This is a genomic window from Rhizobium sp. TH2 (assembly GCF_024707525.1).
Lineage (GTDB): Bacteria > Pseudomonadota > Alphaproteobacteria > Rhizobiales > Rhizobiaceae > Rhizobium_E.
The window spans coordinates 5,689,321-5,708,302 of sequence record NZ_CP062231.1; the positions used below are offsets into that span (position 1 = coordinate 5,689,321).

General features: G+C 59.5%; 19 protein-coding genes. 18 read left to right on the forward strand and 1 reads right to left on the reverse strand.

The genetic code is table 11. The annotated features are described in order from the left end of the window. The first annotated feature begins 423 nt into the window (after positions 1–423). The gene (locus tag IHQ71_RS27865; RefSeq protein ID WP_258159643.1) at positions 424–933 is read left to right on the forward strand and encodes a DUF2721 domain-containing protein; all 510 of its coding nucleotides are present in this window, start codon (positions 424–426) and stop codon (positions 931–933) included. A gap of 26 nt (positions 934–959) precedes the next feature. Here IHQ71_RS27865 and IHQ71_RS27870 read toward each other — a convergent pair whose 3' ends face one another. Next, the gene (locus tag IHQ71_RS27870) at positions 960–2,732 is read right to left on the reverse strand and encodes a hypothetical protein (RefSeq protein ID WP_258159644.1); all 1,773 of its coding nucleotides are present in this window, start codon (positions 2,730–2,732) and stop codon (positions 960–962) included. Positions 2,733–2,994: 262 nt separating this feature from the next. Here IHQ71_RS27870 and IHQ71_RS27875 point away from each other — a divergent pair, with 262 nt between their 5' ends. From IHQ71_RS27875 to IHQ71_RS27955, 17 genes are all read left to right on the forward strand, one after another. Further along, the gene (locus tag IHQ71_RS27875; RefSeq protein WP_258159645.1) at positions 2,995–3,276 is read left to right on the forward strand and encodes a hypothetical protein; all 282 of its coding nucleotides are present in this window, start codon (positions 2,995–2,997) and stop codon (positions 3,274–3,276) included. Positions 3,277–3,349: 73 nt separating this feature from the next. Beyond that, positions 3,350–4,150, forward strand: coding sequence for a DUF2092 domain-containing protein (locus tag IHQ71_RS27880; protein WP_258159646.1), 801 nt, complete (start codon positions 3,350–3,352; stop codon positions 4,148–4,150). Next, positions 4,147–4,503: a hypothetical protein gene (locus IHQ71_RS27885; protein ID WP_258159647.1), complete on the forward strand. Its 357-nt coding sequence runs from the start codon at positions 4,147–4,149 to the stop codon at positions 4,501–4,503. Before IHQ71_RS27880 ends, IHQ71_RS27885 begins: the two co-directional genes overlap by 4 nt. Before the next feature lie 143 nt (positions 4,504–4,646). Then, positions 4,647–6,077, forward strand: coding sequence for a DUF1254 domain-containing protein (locus IHQ71_RS27890; protein WP_258159648.1), 1,431 nt, complete (start codon positions 4,647–4,649; stop codon positions 6,075–6,077). Positions 6,078–6,337: 260 nt separating this feature from the next. Beyond that, on the forward strand, positions 6,338–7,114 hold the full coding sequence (locus IHQ71_RS27895; protein ID WP_374990064.1) for a transporter: 777 nt from the start codon (positions 6,338–6,340) through the stop codon (positions 7,112–7,114). Positions 7,115–7,169: 55 nt separating this feature from the next. Further along, positions 7,170–7,961 carry a hypothetical protein gene (locus tag IHQ71_RS27900; RefSeq protein WP_374989927.1) on the forward strand — a complete coding sequence of 264 codons (792 nt, stop codon included), beginning with the start codon at positions 7,170–7,172 and terminating at the stop codon, positions 7,959–7,961. 89 nt (positions 7,962–8,050) lie between these two features. Beyond that, positions 8,051–9,973 (forward strand): DUF3604 domain-containing protein, encoded by a 1,923-nt coding sequence (locus IHQ71_RS27905; RefSeq protein WP_258162974.1) that lies wholly within the window; start codon positions 8,051–8,053, stop codon positions 9,971–9,973. 133 nt (positions 9,974–10,106) lie between these two features. Continuing rightward, on the forward strand, positions 10,107–10,994 hold the full coding sequence (locus IHQ71_RS27910; RefSeq protein ID WP_258159650.1) for a peptidylprolyl isomerase: 888 nt from the start codon (positions 10,107–10,109) through the stop codon (positions 10,992–10,994). Further along, a complete protein-coding gene (locus IHQ71_RS27915) occupies positions 10,991–11,974 on the forward strand; it encodes a HupE/UreJ family protein (RefSeq protein ID WP_258159651.1) in 984 nt (327 codons plus the stop codon). The genes IHQ71_RS27910 and IHQ71_RS27915 overlap by 4 nt, the downstream gene beginning before the upstream one ends. Positions 11,975–12,007: 33 nt before the next feature. Continuing rightward, positions 12,008–14,053: a mechanosensitive ion channel family protein gene (locus IHQ71_RS27920; protein WP_258159652.1), complete on the forward strand. Its 2,046-nt coding sequence runs from the start codon at positions 12,008–12,010 to the stop codon at positions 14,051–14,053. 113 nt (positions 14,054–14,166) lie between these two features. Continuing rightward, positions 14,167–15,111 (forward strand): glycine betaine ABC transporter substrate-binding protein, encoded by a 945-nt coding sequence (locus IHQ71_RS27925; protein WP_258159653.1) that lies wholly within the window; start codon positions 14,167–14,169, stop codon positions 15,109–15,111. 41 nt (positions 15,112–15,152) lie between these two features. Continuing rightward, positions 15,153–15,809: a L,D-transpeptidase gene (locus IHQ71_RS27930; protein WP_374990065.1), complete on the forward strand. Its 657-nt coding sequence runs from the start codon at positions 15,153–15,155 to the stop codon at positions 15,807–15,809. 24 nt (positions 15,810–15,833) lie between these two features. Next, positions 15,834–16,160, forward strand: coding sequence for a hypothetical protein (locus IHQ71_RS27935; protein ID WP_258159654.1), 327 nt, complete (start codon positions 15,834–15,836; stop codon positions 16,158–16,160). Between the two features lie 68 nt (positions 16,161–16,228). Beyond that, a complete protein-coding gene (locus IHQ71_RS27940) occupies positions 16,229–16,354 on the forward strand; it encodes a hypothetical protein (protein ID WP_258159655.1) in 126 nt (41 codons plus the stop codon). Between the two features lie 117 nt (positions 16,355–16,471). Beyond that, the gene (locus IHQ71_RS27945; RefSeq protein ID WP_258159656.1) at positions 16,472–17,734 is read left to right on the forward strand and encodes an alpha/beta hydrolase; all 1,263 of its coding nucleotides are present in this window, start codon (positions 16,472–16,474) and stop codon (positions 17,732–17,734) included. An 87-nt stretch (positions 17,735–17,821) separates the two neighbouring features. Further along, complete coding sequence (locus tag IHQ71_RS27950; protein ID WP_258159657.1) at positions 17,822–18,460, forward strand: lysophospholipid acyltransferase family protein; 639 nt, start codon at positions 17,822–17,824, stop codon at positions 18,458–18,460. 142 nt (positions 18,461–18,602) lie between these two features. Next, a complete protein-coding gene (locus IHQ71_RS27955) occupies positions 18,603–18,905 on the forward strand; it encodes a hypothetical protein (RefSeq protein ID WP_258159658.1) in 303 nt (100 codons plus the stop codon). The last annotated feature ends 77 nt before the right edge of the window (positions 18,906–18,982 follow it).

The following is an 18,982-nucleotide window of genomic DNA, read 5'->3' on the forward strand; positions in this document are numbered from 1 at the left end:
AAGTCACTGAAGAAGATTTAGCAAGTCGGATAACCTGTGCTAGAGCGCTTCATTGTTAAATGGAATCAGTTCTGTTGGCTTAAACGGAGTCGGATGGTCGACCGGCCGGCGCGCGTCGTAGCCACGATCTACGGCCAAGCCGGCCGATCGATCAGGCGGCCCGTTTCAGCCAACCCGAAGGGCCGGGCATCTTTCCGCCATTCCCTGCGGCGTCGGTCTCGGCCGTACCTAAGGGTACGACGCTCGCCCGCCGCCTTTCCTGACGAAAACCTGCTCCGGCAGAACTGCTTCCATTTAACAATGAAACGCTCTAGAACGCCTGCGAACGACAGCAAAAAGACGGTTGCGACCCTGAATACACTCTCGGAAGCTGATGCTCGGGAGTGGGCAGCTCGTCACTCACAACACGTAACGGGATGTCAGATGTACGGCGATTCATCAGCTATTGCACCCTCGGTCGTCAACGTACTTGAGACCGCGCTGACGCCGGTCTTTCTTCTTGCCGGTACTGCAGGCATGCTCAATGTCGTAAGCACGCGACTTGCTCGAATTTCCGACCGTGCGAACGACGTCGCGGATATTGTCATTTCTGGCGAGAAGGCTTCGTCCGCCAGGTCCAGGCAATTGGCTTACCTACGTCGAAGGACGCTTGCGCTCGAAACTTCCGCGATTCTGGCTGGGGCGTCCGCGATTTTCACTTGCCTTTCCACGCTGGGACTCATGGCGGGTGCAATCCGTGAAGATTTTCGAGAAGCGATGCTGATCTGGCTCTTCAGCCTTTCAGTCATATTGCTGATGGGCGCTTTTGTAGCTTTCATGTACGAAATGATCAGTGCCGCCCGCAGCATGATGCGACAAATAGCCGATGACAAATCAGGTAGGAAGCTGCGCACCTCATCCGGGAAAACGGGTACCGACGAGTCCATCGGCTGAATTGCCCTCGGTGCCACCGGGCCAATTCAGGGGTTATTCTTGACGGCCTCCACGCCTGAGCAAGGATTTCTACCCGGTGTGAACACGGCATCAGCCTTGCCGAGTGAAGAGATGAAGCGATCGATATCCTGCGCTCGCCCCAGGCGTGTCGTCACTTCCTGACGAATATTCTTCAGCAAGGCCGGATGGTTCTCGCACAGCCACGAGACCTCCTTTTCCGCCTCACGCTTGAGCCCGGCTTCGCCATAGATGGCAGCCGCAATCGCGTGATATATCGGGTTGCTGGGTGCGGTTGTCTTGCCGATCCACATGACGGCTTCTTCGAGATCGTTGCCAAAATAGGAGCATAATGCGAGCCCGCTCTCGTAGTAGCTGAACATGCCGGGGTTGCGGAGTCTGGCCTCCGCGATCAATGGACAGCCCTTCGCCCAGTCTCCCGAGACAGCAAGCCTGTATCCATATTCTCCCATAAGCTCGGTGTCGTTGGGATTGAGTTTGATTGCCTTTTCACCGACCACCTTGCCTGCCTCGTATTGCTTGGAGAAGAACAGGGCGAACATCTCGGCTTGTAGGCCGCGCGTATTGTATGGGTCAAGCCGCACCGCGTGCCTCGCAGTATCCAGCGCATGCTGAAGATCCTGTGGAGAAACGGCTGCGTCATATGGCACGCGGAACCTGATATCCTCGAGATATGTCTGAGCCAACAGGGCCCACGCCGTTGCATATTCGGGATACCGCCTGACAGCCTTCTCCAGGCATTCCCTCACCTGCGGCAAAACATGTCGTTCGACATTTGTCCTGTATGCATAATAGGAAAGCGTGCAGGAATAGGCGGCCCAATCGTCAGGTGGATTGGCAATATTACGCATCGTATCGGCCTGGAAGATGACGCCGTAGCTCTGCACGAGCGTGGTTGCGACGCTGCTGGCGATGAGGGACTGCGCGCGAACCAGTTCGGATGCCTTGAGTGCGCCGCCAAAGCTATCCGCCCAGAGCACGGAACCGTCTTCCTGGTTTACGAACCGGATCCTGAGTTGAAAGGCATCACCTGCAATATCAACGCTTCCCGCAAGGACGAAACGGGGCGGCGGACCGGTTACAACACCGCCTTCCGTCGCCTGGAGGACGACAATTTCCTTGGATTTGGAAAGCTGTGCGACGATTTCCTGTGTGAGACCATTGGCGATCGATGAAGAGGAGCGGGTTTTCGCCATATCTTCCAGGCGCGTGACAAGGATGCGTGGAATCTCCGGGGATTTTGCTTGTTGGACGGGTGGTGAAGGAAGAAAGAACCAGACTGCAAATACAATGAGGGTGGCAACACTCAAGCCACCAATCAGTCCACGCCAGAAACTTGGTGATCCACTCTCTGAAGGCGCTGCCGTCAGGTGATCCGGGCCTGATGGCGCTACGGCGGGCGGCACTGCGGTGACGCATTCAATATTTGAGAACTGTGGGACGTAGCTCCCTTTCGGGATGTTGATCCGAACGCGGTCTGCGTTGCCGCCAGTCAGATAATACCGCTCGATTGCCCGACGCAAGTGGCCGGCGGCGATGCGAACAATCGGGTCGTGCTGCGCATCGAACGAAGCCTCGCGGCCGAACACCTCAACCGCAATCGAATAGGCCTTGATCCTGTCGCCGCGTCCCTGCAGGGCCTCTTCCACGATATAGGCGAGAAATCTGTGCTCTCTCTCGGTCGCCTCGAAGTCGGGACTGGAGACAATCTTCCTCATCTGGGCCCGACATTCATCGGCGCCTACAATTGCTTCCGGCACGATTGCGATAGCGTCTCTCATAGCACCCCCGTGCCAGATGCGATGGTCGCAACTTCCCCGAAGCCGCATCCCAGTCTGCTACCATCGTATATCTCATGATTGCATCTTAGCAACTGCTCAACGTGAATGCACAGCCAGGACCCGGCAGCGATACATCGACGTCATGCAATCGCGGCCGACATCCAACACTTTGAAACTATGTGCGGAATCCACGTAAGTTACATGGTTTACGTAGCGTCGCCGCCGCTCGACCGATAATCCTACGTCAGAACTGGGGAGGCTGATGGCGACAGAGAGCGAACTGGGGATCGGGCAAGGCAAAGCTCTGCAGGCGGCGGCCAAACGGTTCCCGCGATCCGAGTTCACGATTCGAAGGCTGCTCCACTCCAATGAAACTTTTCGCGAGCTTTGCGAGGAACTCGCCGACGCGGAAGCTGCGCTGGCCAACGTACCGGAAAGCGTAGCGGCGCTCCAGCAGGCGCGTGAGCGCGAATGGCAGGAGCTGGTGCAGGAACTGGTCAGCGAGGTCGAGCAGGCACTCAAGCGGTTTGAGATCGGACCCTGAGCTTGATCCAATTTATGCCGCGTGGCGCTGGTGAAACCGGTCGTCCCGCGGCCCACATGGAGAGGACGACATCGTGAAGACATTCACCAAAGATCGAATATCGACGGTGCGCAAGATCGGTGCCGGATGCGTAATCGCGGGCGGCTTGTTTTTCGGATTGCCCGCTCAGGCCCAGGATGCGATCGAGCCCGAGGCGAACGCTATCCTCAAAGCGATGACGGAACATCTGAAGTCGCTCAAGGAGTTCAGTGTCGATTACGACACCGATCATGAGGTCGTCGACGCCGACGGCCAGAAGCTGCAACTTAGCGCAACGGGCATGATCTCGCTGTCGCGGTCGTCAGGCTTCCTGATGACCCGGCAGGGACCGCTTGCCGACATGGAAGTCATCTTCGACGGCAAGACCATCACCCTTTTCGGCAAGGCACTGAACGTTTACGGCCAGCTCGACAGCCCCGGTCCGTCGATTGACGAAGCTGTCGGTGAGTTCCGGACGGCGACGGGTCTCGATGCGACCGGCGCGGATCTTCTGGCATCCGATCCCTATCCGGTGCTGACCGAAGGCGTCACCTCCGGACGCGTCGTCGGCGTCGGTTTCGTGGATGGCGTCGAATGCGACCACCTGGCGTTCCGCACCGATCTCGTCGATTGGCAGATCTGGATCAGCCATTCCGACAAGCCGCTTCCGGTCAAGTATGTGATTACCACGAAATGGGTGACCGGCGCGCCGCAATACACATTGCGGCTGAGCGGCTGGACCACCGACAAGATCGATCCCAAGCTGTTTTCATTCACCCCGCCGGCGGACGCCAAGCGCCTTGAATCCATCGAAGCCGACGAGACGGGCGAGATTGTGCTGGAGACAAGCAAATGACCATGAAGCAACAGATTCTCAAATATGTCTCGGCCGTAGCCGTCATCGCGGCCGTTCTTGTAACCGACAGCTGGATCGGCAGTCAATTTTCGTCATCCGGCCTGATCTTCACCCAGGCCGAGGCGAACCGTGTCGTCGTCAGGCGTACCGCGGTCGTCCGTGGCCCGGTTGTCAGGCCAGTCGGCGTGGCGCGGCGCACCACAAGACGCGTGATCCGCCGCTCGGCGATCTATGTCAACACGTTGCCCGGAGGGTGCGCGCGGACAACCGTCAGCGGCTACGCGGTGTGGGGATGCGGCGGCACCTATTACCAGTCCTACGGCGGCCGGTATGCGGTGGTCTACATCGATTGATCCGCGGCACCCGCCAGACGCTCGAGCCTATTTCTCTCAATCATAACCTCGAGGCGATCCTGACCGTTGCCGCCTTCATCTCCCGCTGAGCTGTCCCGAAGCGCGAAGCGTTTAATCCATCGAATAACAAAGGAGTACGCTAAATGTTGACGAAGCGAGATCTACTTCGATCCGCTGCGGTGATCGCCGCCGGCGCCGCGATTGCGCGGCCAGGCCTCTTGATGGCGCAGAGTCATCCTGGCATCATCGAGACCAAGGACATTGCCGAGGAAGGCTTCATCTACGGCTTGCCGCTCGTGATGAATTATGCGGTCATGCAGGAGTTCGCCGTAGACAGGAACTCGGGGCAGTTCAAGGCATCGTTCAACGAAATCAACAACATGCACAATGTCGCCACCCCGGACGACACAGCGGTGATCACCCCGAACAGCGACACGCCTTACTCGTTCCTCTGGCTGGATTTGCGCGCTGAACCGATGGTCGTCTCGGTGCCGACGGTCGATACGGACCGCTACTACTCGGTCCAACTCGTCGACGGCAACACCTACAATTATGGCTATATCGGCACGCGCGCCACGGGGTCCGAGCTGGGCGACTATCTAGTGGTCAGCCCGGATTGGAAGGGCGAGAAGCCCGCCGGAATCAAGAAGGTCTTCCGATCGACGACGCCGTTCTCGCTGGCGCTTATCCGCACCCAACTCTTCAACCCCGACGACATGCCGAACGTCGAGAAAATTCAGGCCGGTTACAAGGCGCAGCCGCTTTCTGCCTTCCTCAAACAACCCGCCCCGGCTGCCGCGCCCAAGATCGACTTCCTTCCTGCCACCACTGCCGGGATCAAGAAAAACTTCTTCCAGTATCTGGACGCAGCCCTGCAATTTGTTCCTGAGACGCCAAAGGACAGCGCGATACGCGCGAAACTCGCAAGCATTGGCATCGGTCCCGGAAAGACTTTCGATTTCAAGGAACTGTCGCTCGAACACAAAGCCGAAATCCTGGTGGCCATGAAGCAGGGCGACGACAAGGTCGACAAATGGCTGGCCAGCGGAAACAAAAACATCAACGGCTGGAACGTCGGCTCGTTCTTTGGCGACGAGGCTTTCTACAACGGCGATTGGCTGATGCGGGCAGGCGCCGCCAAGGGCGGTCTCTTGGGCAACGATGCCATAGAAGCGATGTACCCCTACACCCGAACGGACGCGAACGGCGCGCCGCTCGACGGCAGCAAGCACAACTACACCATCACCTTCGCACCCCGCCAGTTGCCGCCGGTGAATGCGTTCTGGTCGGTTACGATGTACGACGGCAAGAGCCAACTCCTGGTCAAGAATCCGATCAAACGCTACCTCATCAACTCTCCGATGTTGCCGGCGATGAACAAGAACGAGGATGGCTCGCTGACGCTATACATTCAAAAGGACAGCCCCGGTGCGGATAAGGAAGCAAATTGGCTTCCTGCACCGGATGACAAAATCTATCTCGTGCTGCGCCTGTATTGGCCGAAAACAGAAGCGCCTTCGATCCTGCCGGCGGGCGAAGGGACATGGCAGCCACCCGGTATCAAGGTGGCGTAATAATCATCCCCCGACCATGCCGATGCGTGGTGCAGGATACGGATTTTCGAGTTCGGGGAGATGTTGTCGGAGGGAGCGCCCTTCTATTCAGTGGATAGATGGGCGGCCCACATCGATTTTATTTCGGCGTGTGCTTCGGTCGAACGTGGTATCATTTCGGTTGATTTTGCCGGCAATTCCTCGAACGATCATATGTGAGCAAATTGCCAGAAGGCGGGACCATGAAAAATACCTTCGCCAATCATTCGGTCGGGCTTGCGATGCTGGCGCTGGCATCCGGCCTTGCCAGCCAGGCCCTTGCCCAGGAGGGCGACACCGACCTGGCCAAGAAACTGAGCAATCCGGTGGCGGCGATGATCAGCGTGCCGCTGCAGTTCAACTACGACCAGGGTTATGGGCCGGATGACGGCTATCGCGCGGTCCTCAACATCCAGCCCGTCGTTCCCATCTCCCTCACCGAAGACTGGAACGTCATTTCGCGCACCATCGTCCCTGTGATCCAGCAGAACGACATCGTCGGGCCGTCTGGCACGCAGTTCGGCATGGGCGACATCACCCAGAGCTTCTTCTTCTCGCCGTCCGATCCGGGTCCGAGCGGCATCATCTGGGGCGTTGGCCCGGTCTTCCTGCTGCCGGTTGCCACCGACGAGATGCTGGGTTCGGAAAAATTCGGCATCGGCCCGACGGCTGTCGTGCTGAAGCAGATGGGCGGCTGGACGATCGGCGGCCTCGGCAACCACATCTGGTCGGTGGCGGGCGACGATTCGCGGCCGGACATCAGCTCGACCTTCCTGCAGCCCTTCGTTTCCTACACGACCCCGACGGCCTGGACGTTTTCGCTCAACACCGAAAGCACCTATGACTGGAAAAACGACCAATGGTCGGTGCCGGTTAATCTCGTGGTTTCCAAGCTGGTGAAATTCGGCGACCAACCGGTCAGCCTGTTTGCCGGCGCCCGCTACTGGGCGGAGACGCCGGAAGGCGGACCGGAGGGCGTCGCTTTCCGCGCCGGCCTCACATTCCTGTTTCCAAAGTAAGCCAAGGTCGTCACCTGCAGGGACGACAGGCGCCTAAAGCAAGAAGGACTGCCCAATGACTAAATATCACAAACTGGGTTTGGCGGCGGCGATCGCCATGATGCTCGGCTCGACCGCGCTTGCCGCGGATGTTTCGCCGCTTGTCATGCCGCAAACGGCGCCGGAGGACAGCACGGAAGACTGGTCTTTCGCCGCCTCTCCCTATTTCTGGGGTGCGGGCCTGTCGGGCAAGGTCTCGCAGTTCGGCTTGCCGACCATCAAGGTCGATTCGAGCTTCAGCGACATATTCCAGAACCTCGACTTCGCCTTCATGGGGGCGGCCGAACTGCGCCATGAGCGCTTCAGCGTCATCGGCGACTTCATGTATATCAAGCTCTCGGCCGATGCCGATACGCCGTTCGGCCTGCTGACCAAGGAAGTCGACGTGCAATCGGAAACCGTTACCGGATTGCTCGGCGTCGGTTATGCGGTGCTCGATGGCGACCGGGGCCATCTCGATGTGGTCGCCGGCATACGGGTGTGGTCCGTCGATACGACGATATCCCTCAATGGCGGTTTCCTCGACGGGCGCTCGACGAGCGACGGCGCGACCTGGGTCGATGGCATGGGCGGCTTTCGCGGCAAGTATGCACTGACGGAAGAATGGTTCATCTCCGGATGGGGTCTGGTCGGCACCGGCGGCGCCAATGTGGATTGGGATGTCGCCGCCAACATTGGCTACCAGTTCAACGACACGATCTCGGCGGTGGCGGGCTACCGGGCGCTCGGCGTGAACTATCGCAATGACGGTTTTGTCTTCGACACGGTCCAGCAGGGGCCGATCCTCGGCATGACCGTGAAGTTCTGAACTTCAACATGATACAACAGGGAGAAGCGACCATGCGGTATTCGACAGACATGCGCAACAGGCGTCTTGCGTTGGCAGGCGTGGCGGTGATGGCTCTTTTTTTCGCAACCGGCTTTTCCCACACCGCGCGAAGTCAGGAATCGGTAAGCACCGATATAGGGGACATCGACAAGGACAAAGCCGCGCGGGTCTTCCCGAAGAAGCGCGCCTATTCCCCCTATGCTGACCGGGATTTTCCCACGCGCCCATTTTTCGGCGACACACATTTGCACACCGCATTTTCGATGGATGCTGGAGCCTTTGGAGCAAAGTTGGGCCCACGGGACGCCTATCGGTTCGCGCGAGGTGAGCAGATTACCGCTTCAATGGGCGAACCGGTAAAACTGTCGCGGCCGCTGGATTTCCTGGTCGTCGCCGATCATTCCGACAATATGGGTTTCTTTCCGGATCTGTTTGCTGGCAAGCCTGAAATTCTCGCCAATCCAACCGGCAAGAAATGGTACGACATGCTCAAGTCCGGCAACGGTGCCCAGGCAGCGATTGAAATCATCGTCGCGTTCTCGCACGGCACATTTCCCAAGGAGATCATGTATTTTCCCGGCACGACCGCTTATCGCGGCGCCTGGCAGGTGACGATCGCGGCGGCCGAGGCCTATAACGAGCCGCAACGCTTCACGGCGTTTATCGGGTACGAATGGACCTCGAATACCAACGGCAACAACCTGCACCGCAATGTCATTTTTCGCGACAATGGCGATAAGGCAAGCCAGGTCGAGCCGTTTACGGTCTATCCGCCCTATGGCAGCGACAATCCCGTGGAACTCTGGAAGTGGATGGCGGCTTACGAGGCCAAGACGGGCGGCAGGGTGCTGGCCATCGCGCACAACGGCAACCTGAGCAGCGGCTTGATGTTCCCGACGGTCGAGGAATTCGGCAAGAAGATCAGCAAGGAATATGTCGAAACGCGGGCGAAGTGGGAACGCCTTTACGAGACATCGCAAACCAAGGGGGCGGGGGAGAGCCATCCTTACTTGTCGCCGAACGATGAGTTCGCCGATTTCGAAATCTGGGACAAGGGCAACCTCGACGGCAGCATTCCCAAGACGAAGGAAATGCTGGAGTTCGAATATGCCCGTTCGGCGTTGAAGAATGGCCTGAAGCTTGAAAAGGAGTTTGGCACCAATCCATACAAATTCGGCCTGGTCAGCAGCAGCGACGCCCATACCGGTCTCAGCGCCATGGAAGAGGAAAACTTCTTCGGCAAGACCACGCCGCAGGAGCCGAGCCCGGAGCGCATCTCGGCAACCTTTGTCGACAACAAGCAGACCGGCGTCAAAATCATGGATTGGGAGGTTTCAGCCGCCGGTTATGCCGCCGTGTGGGCCAAGGAAAATACGCGCGCATCCCTGTGGGATGCGATGCAGCGGAAAGAAACCTATTCAACGAGCGGTCCACGCATGACGGTCCGCTTCTTCGGCGGCTGGGATTTCGAGGCAAAGGACGCCCAAAATCGTCTGCCGGCGGAAATCGGCTATTCCAAGGGCGTTCCTATGGGCGGTGATCTTATCGATCCGCCAGAGGGCAAGGTTCCGACATTCCTCGTCGCGGCGCTCAAGGACCCGATCGGGGCAAATCTCGACCGATACCAGATCGTCAAGGGTTGGCTCGACAAGGACGGCAACGCCCAGGAAAAGGTCTACGACGTTGCATGGTCAGGAGACCGAAAGCCGGATGCAAACACCGGAAAGCTTCCGCCTGTCGGCGATACCGTCGATTTGAAGACGGCCACCTGGACCAATTCGATTGGGTCACCCGAACTTATCACGGTCTGGAAGGATCCGGATTTCGACCCGAGCCAACGGGCGTTCTATTATGGCCGCGTGATCGAAATACCGACCCCTCGTTGGACCGCATACGACGCCGTCCGATTTGGAGTGACCCCATTGCCGGGCACGAAGATGACCCTGCAGGAACGTGCCATCACCTCGCCGATCTGGTACAATCCATCATGATCGATCGGGCATGCAGGACGTCGATGGATCCAGCCGTGGCGGCAAGATTGTCCGCCGCGGCCATCCTGCTCCCATTCCTGGCGTCGCCGGCATTGGTGCTTGTTATGGAGATCGCGCAATCGGGGGGATTGGCATGACGCTGATTGGAAAAATCATCCGCGAACCGCTGGCGCAATTCCTGATCCTGGGGGCCGTTGTCTTCGGCGCCTACTCCGCACTCGACACGTCGCCGCCGTCGGCGGATGTGCAGGTCATCGAGGTGGGGCAAGGCCAACTGGACCAGATGTTCCAGACATTTTCCCGAACCTGGCAACGGCCGCCGACGGAAGCGGAGTTCAAGGGGCTGGTCGATGGGTATGTGAAGGAGGAAGTCTTCTACCGCGAAGGCAAGAAGATGGGCCTCGACGAGAATGACACCATCTTTCGCCGGCGCATGCAGCAGAAGCTGGAATTCCTGCTTGAGCCCGACAGCGAGGAACTGACGCCCAAGGCAGGTGAGCTCGAAGCGTATTTCAAGCTTCATGCCGAGACATACAAGGCGGCAGCGATGCTGGAATTCGAGCAGTTGTTCTTCCGAAGCGACGCGTCAGGAGATGCAGGGGAACTGGCCGCCGCGCAAGCACTCGAAAAACTCAAGGCTGATCCCAAGGCAGCCGAAACCACATTGATCAGCGATCCCACGATCCTGCCGCCAACGATGGCGCTTTCAGGCGCTGACATGATCGCATCCAACTTCGGCGATGCCTTCGCCAAGGCGGTGATGCAGGCACCAATGGATCAATGGTCCGGTCCTGTGCGGTCCACGTTCGGGGTGCATCTGGTTCGCCCTGCAAAAAGGGTCGCCGCTTCGACGCCCGCACTCGATGCCGTCCGCGCCGCCGTGCAGGGCGATTGGGAAGCGTCGAGGCGCCGCGAGATCGCCGACCGGCGCTATGAGGAGATGAAGAAGAATTATGAGGTGCGGGTGAACCTGCCTTCCAACATGCCGGCCACGCCCATCAAGACAGCGGGTGTGAAATGATCCGGTTGGTCATCTTCACAATCATTTCATTGTTGCTGGCCCTGCCAGCGGCCGCGCACGAACTGCGGCCGGCCTATCTGGAGATCAATGAAGTCGCGGCGGAGCGCTATGCCATAACCTGGAAGGTTCCAGCGCGCGGCGAGATGAAGATGGCGCTCTATGCGAAGATGCCCGATGGATGCAGGCCGGTGACCGAACCGGCGGGCGGCTATGTCGAGGCTGCTTACGTGACGCGCTGGCAATCGATCTGCGAGGGCGGCCTCGCCGGCAGGACCATCTCGATCGACGGTCTGTCCTCGACTTATACCGATGCGCTCGTAAGGATCACCAATCTGGCCGGGACCCACCAGACCAGCCGGATATCGCCCGATTTCCCAGACATGGTGGTGGCTGCTGCTCCGACCGCTATCGACACTGCCCGTACCTACTTTCTGCTCGGCATGGAACACATCATGCTGGGCTTCGACCACCTGCTTTTCGTGTTCGCCCTGTTGCTGCTGATCCGCCGGCCCCGCGCCCTGCTGCTGACCATTACCTCCTTCACGATAGCGCATTCGATCACGCTTGCCTTCGCGACGATGGGCATCGCCGCGGTGCCGCAGCCGCCGATCGAGGCGCTGATAGCCCTCAGCATCATGTTCGTTGCCTCCGAGATCATTCGCAGCAACCGGGGCCGCCAGGACCTTTCAAGCCGCTATCCCTGGCTGATCAGCTTCATCTTCGGCCTGCTGCATGGATTCGGCTTCGGTGGCGCGCTTCGCGACATCGGGCTGCCACAGACCGATGTGCCACTTGCGCTTCTCACCTTCAATCTCGGCGTCGAAGCCGGCCAATTGATCTTCGTGGGCTTGGCGCTTGCAGCTTTGGCTTGCATCCGGCTGCTGATGGTTCATGATCTATCGCGGCTGCGCTTCTGGCTTGCCTATTTGATCGGCACAGTGTCGGCTTTTTGGTTCGTCCAGCGTGTGGTGGGGTTTTAAGGGCGAATTGATGTTGCAGGGGAGCAAGGGACGATGATCATTCGAATGGCGACACGTGGTTTGTCGCTCGTACCTCTAATTCGCAATCTTCTGCTCGTGCTGTTCTGCGCGTTCGTGGCATTGCCGGCGAAAGCGCAGACGCCCGCCGCTCCGCCGGTCGACAAGCTCCAGGCCCTGATGAAGCTGATGGATGACCCCGATATCCGTAAATGGGTCGAAAGCCAGAAGCCGGCGGATAAGGTGGCTGCACCAGCCGTTGTGAAGCCTGACGGCATGGAAGTTTGGGACAGCAGGGCGCGGGTGAAGTTTCGCAGCGCAGCGGCGGGATTTCCCATCCTCATGTCCGAATATTCGGCGGCCTCCTCACGCGTGATAGCCGAGGCGCGTTCGCGCGGCATGATGCCGGGGATCGTCTACCTGTCCCTCATCCTGCTTGCCGCAGCCGCCGGCGAATGGGCCCTGCGCCGGTTCGTGCGCGTCCGGGAGGACGCCACGCTAGTAACCATGATCAACCGCGAACTGGTGGCGGCCGCAGCCTTTGCTGCCATTACTGTCGCCCTGTTCTTCGTCGCCGACTGGCCGCCGTTGCTGAGAGCCGTTTTGCGATCCTATCTGATCGCGGCCCTCCTGTTCCGATTCGTCCTGGCCGTGAGCCGCATCCTCGTCGCTGCCGGCAGTCTTTCGCCAGCGATGTATCGCAGAACGCTTGCGTTCTTCGGCGTGCTTCTCCTCGCTCAGGCAACGGGTATGCTCACCGTGCCAATGGGCATCAATCCCAACGCGGTTCAGGCGCTGTCCTTCATCGTCTCCTTGGCGCTGATTGCCATTTTCATCGAGGCCGTATGGAAGCAGCCCACGGAAGATTCATCCGTCCGGACAAAGGTGCTGCAGACGGTCTTTCTGGTCGCAATCTGGGTGATCTGGGCGATGGGCTTCCATCTCCTGTGCTGGATCGGCCTGTTTGCGCTCTTCCTGCCTAAAGTCCTCGGGTCGATGGAGCATCTCGCCCGTGCCTTCACGCTCGCCCATTGGCCCGACAGGCCGGCTAACAGTCTGAAATCAGTGCTGATCGTATATGGCGTCAGGACAATCGTGCTCGCTGCCGCGATCGGTTGGCTAGCCTTTGTCTGGAGGAGCAATGCGCTGAATGACCCGACAGCCGGATCGGTCAGCAACACGATCGTTTCAGGTCTTCTCAAAAGCGTTGGGGTGCTGCTTGCCGCCGATTTCGGCTGGCGCGTGTGCAAGGCGCTGATCGAGAAGAAGCTCGCCTCCGTAAGCGGCGATGAACCACTGGCGCCGGAAGAAGCCGCGCGTCGGGCCAGGATCAGGACATTGCTGCCGATCTTCCGCAATGCGCTCGCCGCTATACTCCTGCTGGTGACCATCCTCACTGTGCTGTCGGAGATGGGGGTCGAGATCGGGCCGCTGATCGCCGGTGCCGGCATCTTCGGCGTCGCGATCGGCTTCGGGTCGCAAACCCTGGTCAAGGACGTGATATCGGGCGTCTTCTACCTGATGGACGATGCCTTCCGGGTCGGCGAATATATCCAGAGCGGCAGCTATATGGGAACGGTGGAATCCTTCAGCCTCAGGTCGGTGCGGCTCCGCCATCATCGCGGGCCAGTCTTCACCGTGCCCTTCGGTGAGCTCGGCGCCGTGCAGAACATGAGCCGCGACTGGGTGATCGACAAGTTCCGCCTGCGGGTCACCTTCGATGCCGATATCGCCAAGGCAAAGAAATTGACGAAGGTGGTTGGCGCGGAACTGCTCGCCGACGAAGAGCTTGGACCGCTCATCATAGAGACGGTGAAGATGAAGGGTGTCGAGCAGATCAACGAATATGGCGTCGAACTCGGCTTCGCCTTCAGCACCAAGCCCGGCAGCCAGGCCATGGTTCGCCGCCGGGCCTATGCGATGCTCCGCAAGACCTTCGCGGAGAACGGCATCAACTTCGCCCAGCCGACGGTGCAGGTCGGCGGTGACGACAAGCCCGAAGCGGCAGCGGCCGCAATGCTGAAACTGGCCGAACAGCGCAAGCAGGCTGAAGCAGCCGGTGGGGGAGGTGAAGGAACATGAAACCTCACCACCATTTCGAGGAACCATATGGTCACCAAGACGACATTCAATCCAGTGTAGTGACCGGCAGCAATGTATATCGATCAGCAGTGAACCGAAGGGAGCGAGGTAACATGTTGTACAGATCCATGATCTCTACGCTTATCCTGGCGGGCATGGCATCGGTTGCCGCCGCCGCCGATCTCGTCATCTCGATGCCGAATTGGCCATCGGGACAGGCGACGGCGAATATAATCAAGGTCGCGATCAAGGCGGAGTTCAACCTCGATGCCGAGGTCAAGGAAATGGGCGCGCTCAATTCCTTCGCGGGGCTCGAGGCGGGCACCGTTGCGATCCATCCCGAGGTCTGGCGGCCCAATTACGATGATATCATCCGGCGCTATGTGACGGAGAAGAAGGTCGCCGTGCTGACCGGCCACTCCGTGTCGGCCTGGCAGGGGTTGTGCGCGACCGATGCCGCCGAAAAGCTCGGCATCAAGTCTGTCGAGGATCTTGAAAATCCGCAGAAATCCAGGGCGCTCGACACTGATGGCGACGGCAAGGGCGAGATCTGGATCGGGGCCACCGCGTGGCTATCGACCGGCATCGAGCGCGTTCGGGCCAACAGCTACGGCTATGCGAAGGATGTCACGCTGGTGGAGGCCGAGGAAGACGTCGCCATGGCGGCCGTTGATGCGGCGAATGCGACCGGCCAGCCAATGGTGTTTTATTGCTACAGCCCGCATCATCTGTTCAAGCTGCACAAGATCAGCCGGATCACCGAACCTGCATTCGATGCGGCGAAATGGAAGATCGCCGATCCGGGCGATCCGCTCTGGATATCCAAATCGAACGCGCCGGTCGCCTGGGATGCCGCCCGCTTTCACATCGCCTATGGAGCGGCCTTCGGCAAGGCGCATCCCGACATTGCAAGCTTCCTGGAAAAAATCGACTTCACCGAGGAAGAGGTGAGCCAGATGAGCTACGCTCTTCAAGTGGAACGGCAGGTACCGCTCGAATATGCTACCAAATGGGTGGAAGATCGGAAATCACGCGTCAATGGGTGGGCAAAGCCATGAGCAAGGACAGCACGATGGCCACCCGCCGCACGTTCCTGCGTATGACGCTCGCGGCGACGGCCGCGCTTGCCCTCCCCACACCGGCAATGCCGGCCCAGCAGGCGATGGCGAAGACGCAGATCTACGATCCCAAGAGCCGCAAATGGGTCAATTACGATAGCCGCAAGGCGCGCGAATATTACAACCGCAACAAGAAGCAGCCTCCCGAGGCCTTCCGCATGCAGGTCGTCAAGTTCCGCACCGCTGAAAAAGCCGGCACGATCATCATCGACGGCAACCAGCATTATCTTTATCTGGTGCAGCCCGGCGGCACGGCGATCCGGTATGGCATCGGCGTCGGACGCGACGGCTTCGGCTGGGCCGGCAGGGTTCGCATCGGACGCATGGCGGAATGGCCGACCTGGACGCCACCGGCGGAAATGGTCGCGCGCGACGAGAAGGCGCGCAAATGGGCTGGCGGCATGCCGGGCGGTCCGGACAATCCTCTCGGCGCGCGCGCGCTTTATCTCTACGAGGGTGACCAGGATACGATCTACCGCATCCACGGCACGCCGGAGCCGTGGACGATCGGGCTCGACGTATCCTCGGGATGCATCCGCTTGCGCAACGACGACATTACCGACCTGCATTCACGCATCGAAGTTGGCGCCAAGGTCATTGTGCTGATGCAGGGCGCGGCCCTCTACAAGGGCGTGTAAACGAAATCATCGGAGGACAGGAACATGCAGTCTATTCTCTCGAACGCCACGACACGGCATCGGCTCATTCTGGCATTGGCTTGCCTTCTGCCGCTTGCCGCCTGCCAAAGCGCGCCGGCACCTGACGCCATGGCGCGTACCACGACCGAGGTCGCGCCGGCCGACCTGCAACTGCTTTGCGCCAGTGCTGCGGCGACCGCCGCCAAGGCCGACAGCGCCAAGACGCTGCCGATCAGCTCGAGCAGGGTCGATGACACGACCTATGCGGTGAAGGTCGATGCGGCGGGTACGAAATACGATTGCACGGTCGGCGCCGACGGTACGGTCAAAACCGTGATGCCCGCGGCATGAGGAGCGCCGGGCAACAGGCGAACCCCGGCCAGTTCAGACCGGAACGGCCTCACGAGGTGTTTGCGGTGATGAACAGTCTGCGCAATCCGCGCCTTGCCGCGATCTATCTTTCACTCGTCACTTCGAGTGGAACCGCGGAGGAAATCGAGGAGGCCCGCCGGTTGATAGCGGGCGCCTCGACCGGGAAGGATTGACGCGCCTGACGCCGTTGGCAACCGCTACCGGCGCTTCACTTTCGAATTGAGGATTGGCAATTGGTATGTCTTTCTGTTTCTCGCGGCTGGCGGGCGAGGTTTAGGCACCTCGCGGTATTGGCAGCCCTGTTTGCGGCGCTATCGGGGGTGTTGGCGGGATGCAGCGGCACTCCGAAAGACGTTCTGACGCCGGTTGCCGATACATCTCCCAATTCCAGCAAAGTCGACATGCTTATCGCCACCACGCGCGCGCGATCGAAGAATACCGGGGAAATGTACACGGGTGAGCGGGCGCCGCTGGCCTCGTTTGCGGAGATCACCGTCTCCATTCCTCCGGAGAAAGCGAGGAAGGTCGGTGAGGTCTCCTGGCCCAAGAAGCTTCCATCCAATCCGCAGACCGACTTCGCGACGTTGAAGGCGGACGAAATCGATGTCGAGGCTGCCAAGGTGTGGCTGAAGGCGTCTGTCGTCAAGAGCCCCGACCGCAGCGTGCTGGTGTTCATACACGGGTTCAACAACCGGTTCGAAGACTCCGTCTATCGCTTCGCGCAGATCATCCACGATTCCAACGTCAAGAGCGCACCCATTCTCGTGACCTGGCCGTCGAGAGGAAGCGTTCTCGCTTACGGTTACGACCGCGAGAGCACGAATTACACGCGGAATGCTCTCGAAAATCTGTTTCAGTACCTGAAGGAAGATCCTGACGTTCATGAAGTGAACATCCTCGCCCATTCGATGGGGAATTGGCTGACGCTCGAAGCCTTGCGGCAGATGGCGATTCGCAACGACGGCCTCCCCGCCAAATTCAAGAATGTCATGCTCGCGGCACCGGATGTCGATGTCGATGTGTTCCGGTCGCAGATCGTCGATATGGGAACACCGCATCCGCAATTCACATTGTTCGTCTCGCGCGACGATCGCGCGCTGGCTGTCTCGCGACGGGTCTGGGGCGATGTCGAGCGGCTGGGATCCATCGATCCGGAGCAGGCGCCGTACAAGCAGGAACTGGCGGACAACAAGATCAACGTGGTTGACCTCACGAAGATGAAGGCGATGGACAGCCTCCACCACGGCAAATTCGCGGAGTCTCCGGAGATCGTCCAGCTCATCGGAACACGCATGTCCGATGGGCAGACGCTGACCGATAGCAGGGTCAGCGTCGGAGACAAGATTCTCGCAGGGACGACCAAGGCGGCCCTGGTGGCCGGAAGTACGACCGGTCTGGTACTCAGCGCCCCGGTCGCCGTGATCGATCCCGTAACGCGCGACAACTATTCCCATCAGGTGACGGACCTCACCGGCAAGGTAAAGGCGGTTCCGGACTGCAAGCCGGATGTGCCGGCGCTGGATTGCAAGCCCATTCAGTCCTCCAACCGGTAGAAGGCAACGATTAACGCTCGACTTCAAAAGCTCTGGTCATTGCCGCGCGATTGGGACATTGTACCTTGAACTGTTGGTGTTAATAGAATGAAGAAGTTCTTCAATCACCCGCTGACTGTACGCGTAATCGCTGCGCTTATCTCCGCTTACATGTACTTCGTACTCGTGACGAGCCGTGTGCAGGTGGTAACTGTTGTGCCCGCTCCTTTGATCCTCGGGCCGGTTGTTCTCGCGAGTTGGCATCAACAGATTCCAATGCTACCCATTATGAACCGTCCCAATCCTGCCAAATTGTTTGCACTTGTCGCCGCCAGCCGCGCGGGCGTCGTCATTCGCAAGGTCGCTATCTGGTTTGGCATTGACGCCGTGGAGGGCTCACGCCGTCGCGGCGGTTTCGTCGGCGCGCGAACGCTCATCCGCGCGGCGCGTAGCGGCCATTCCCTTTACATAACGCCTGACGGCTCGCACGGGCCCGCGCGGATCGCCAAGGAAGGCGCAACCCAGATAGCCCGGCTTGCGCGCCTGCCGCTTATCCCCTGCGCGGCATGGCCGGTGCGGGGCAAGACTTTCAATACGTGGGACCGTTTCCGGCTTCCCTATCCGTTTGGAACCATCCGCGTTGCCTATGGCGAACCGCTGCAGACGCTCACGCCGGCTGAGTTGGGTGATGCGTTGGACGCACTCACCGCCCATGTACAGGAAATAACCACGAATTCAAAAGGCTAAGGCCGGCCGACTTGGGGTACCGGGTGAGTACGGATGGCGAATACACAGCGTGAACACGATCACAGGAACAATAGTCCCGGCGTCACGTTTAGACCAATGGCAACACAGCATCTTCCGTAATCGTTCAACGGGAGGAATTCCAATGAAGAGGCTTTTGGTCAGCATACTTGCCGCTGTCATGACGACCGCCAGCGTGGCCGTTGCGGAAGCGGACATGCGCGGCGGCAACAATGAGATCGGCCGCAATTTCAACGATCGTGGCGGTGAATACGAGTATCAGGACGGCTACTGGCGCTATGGCTATCGGGGCCACCGCCACTGGCGGCGGCACTATTGGCGCGGCGACCGCGTCTATGTCAGCGGCCGTAGAAACGGCTGTTACCGCCTGAAGGTGAACAGATGGGGCGAGGTGCGCTACAAGCTGCGCCGCGCTTGTCGTTGGTGAGAGCGGCGAGGCGGCTTTGCTGGCCGCCAACCCATCGGCAATCCCGGCAAATCCATCAATCCACCACGTAAGTTACG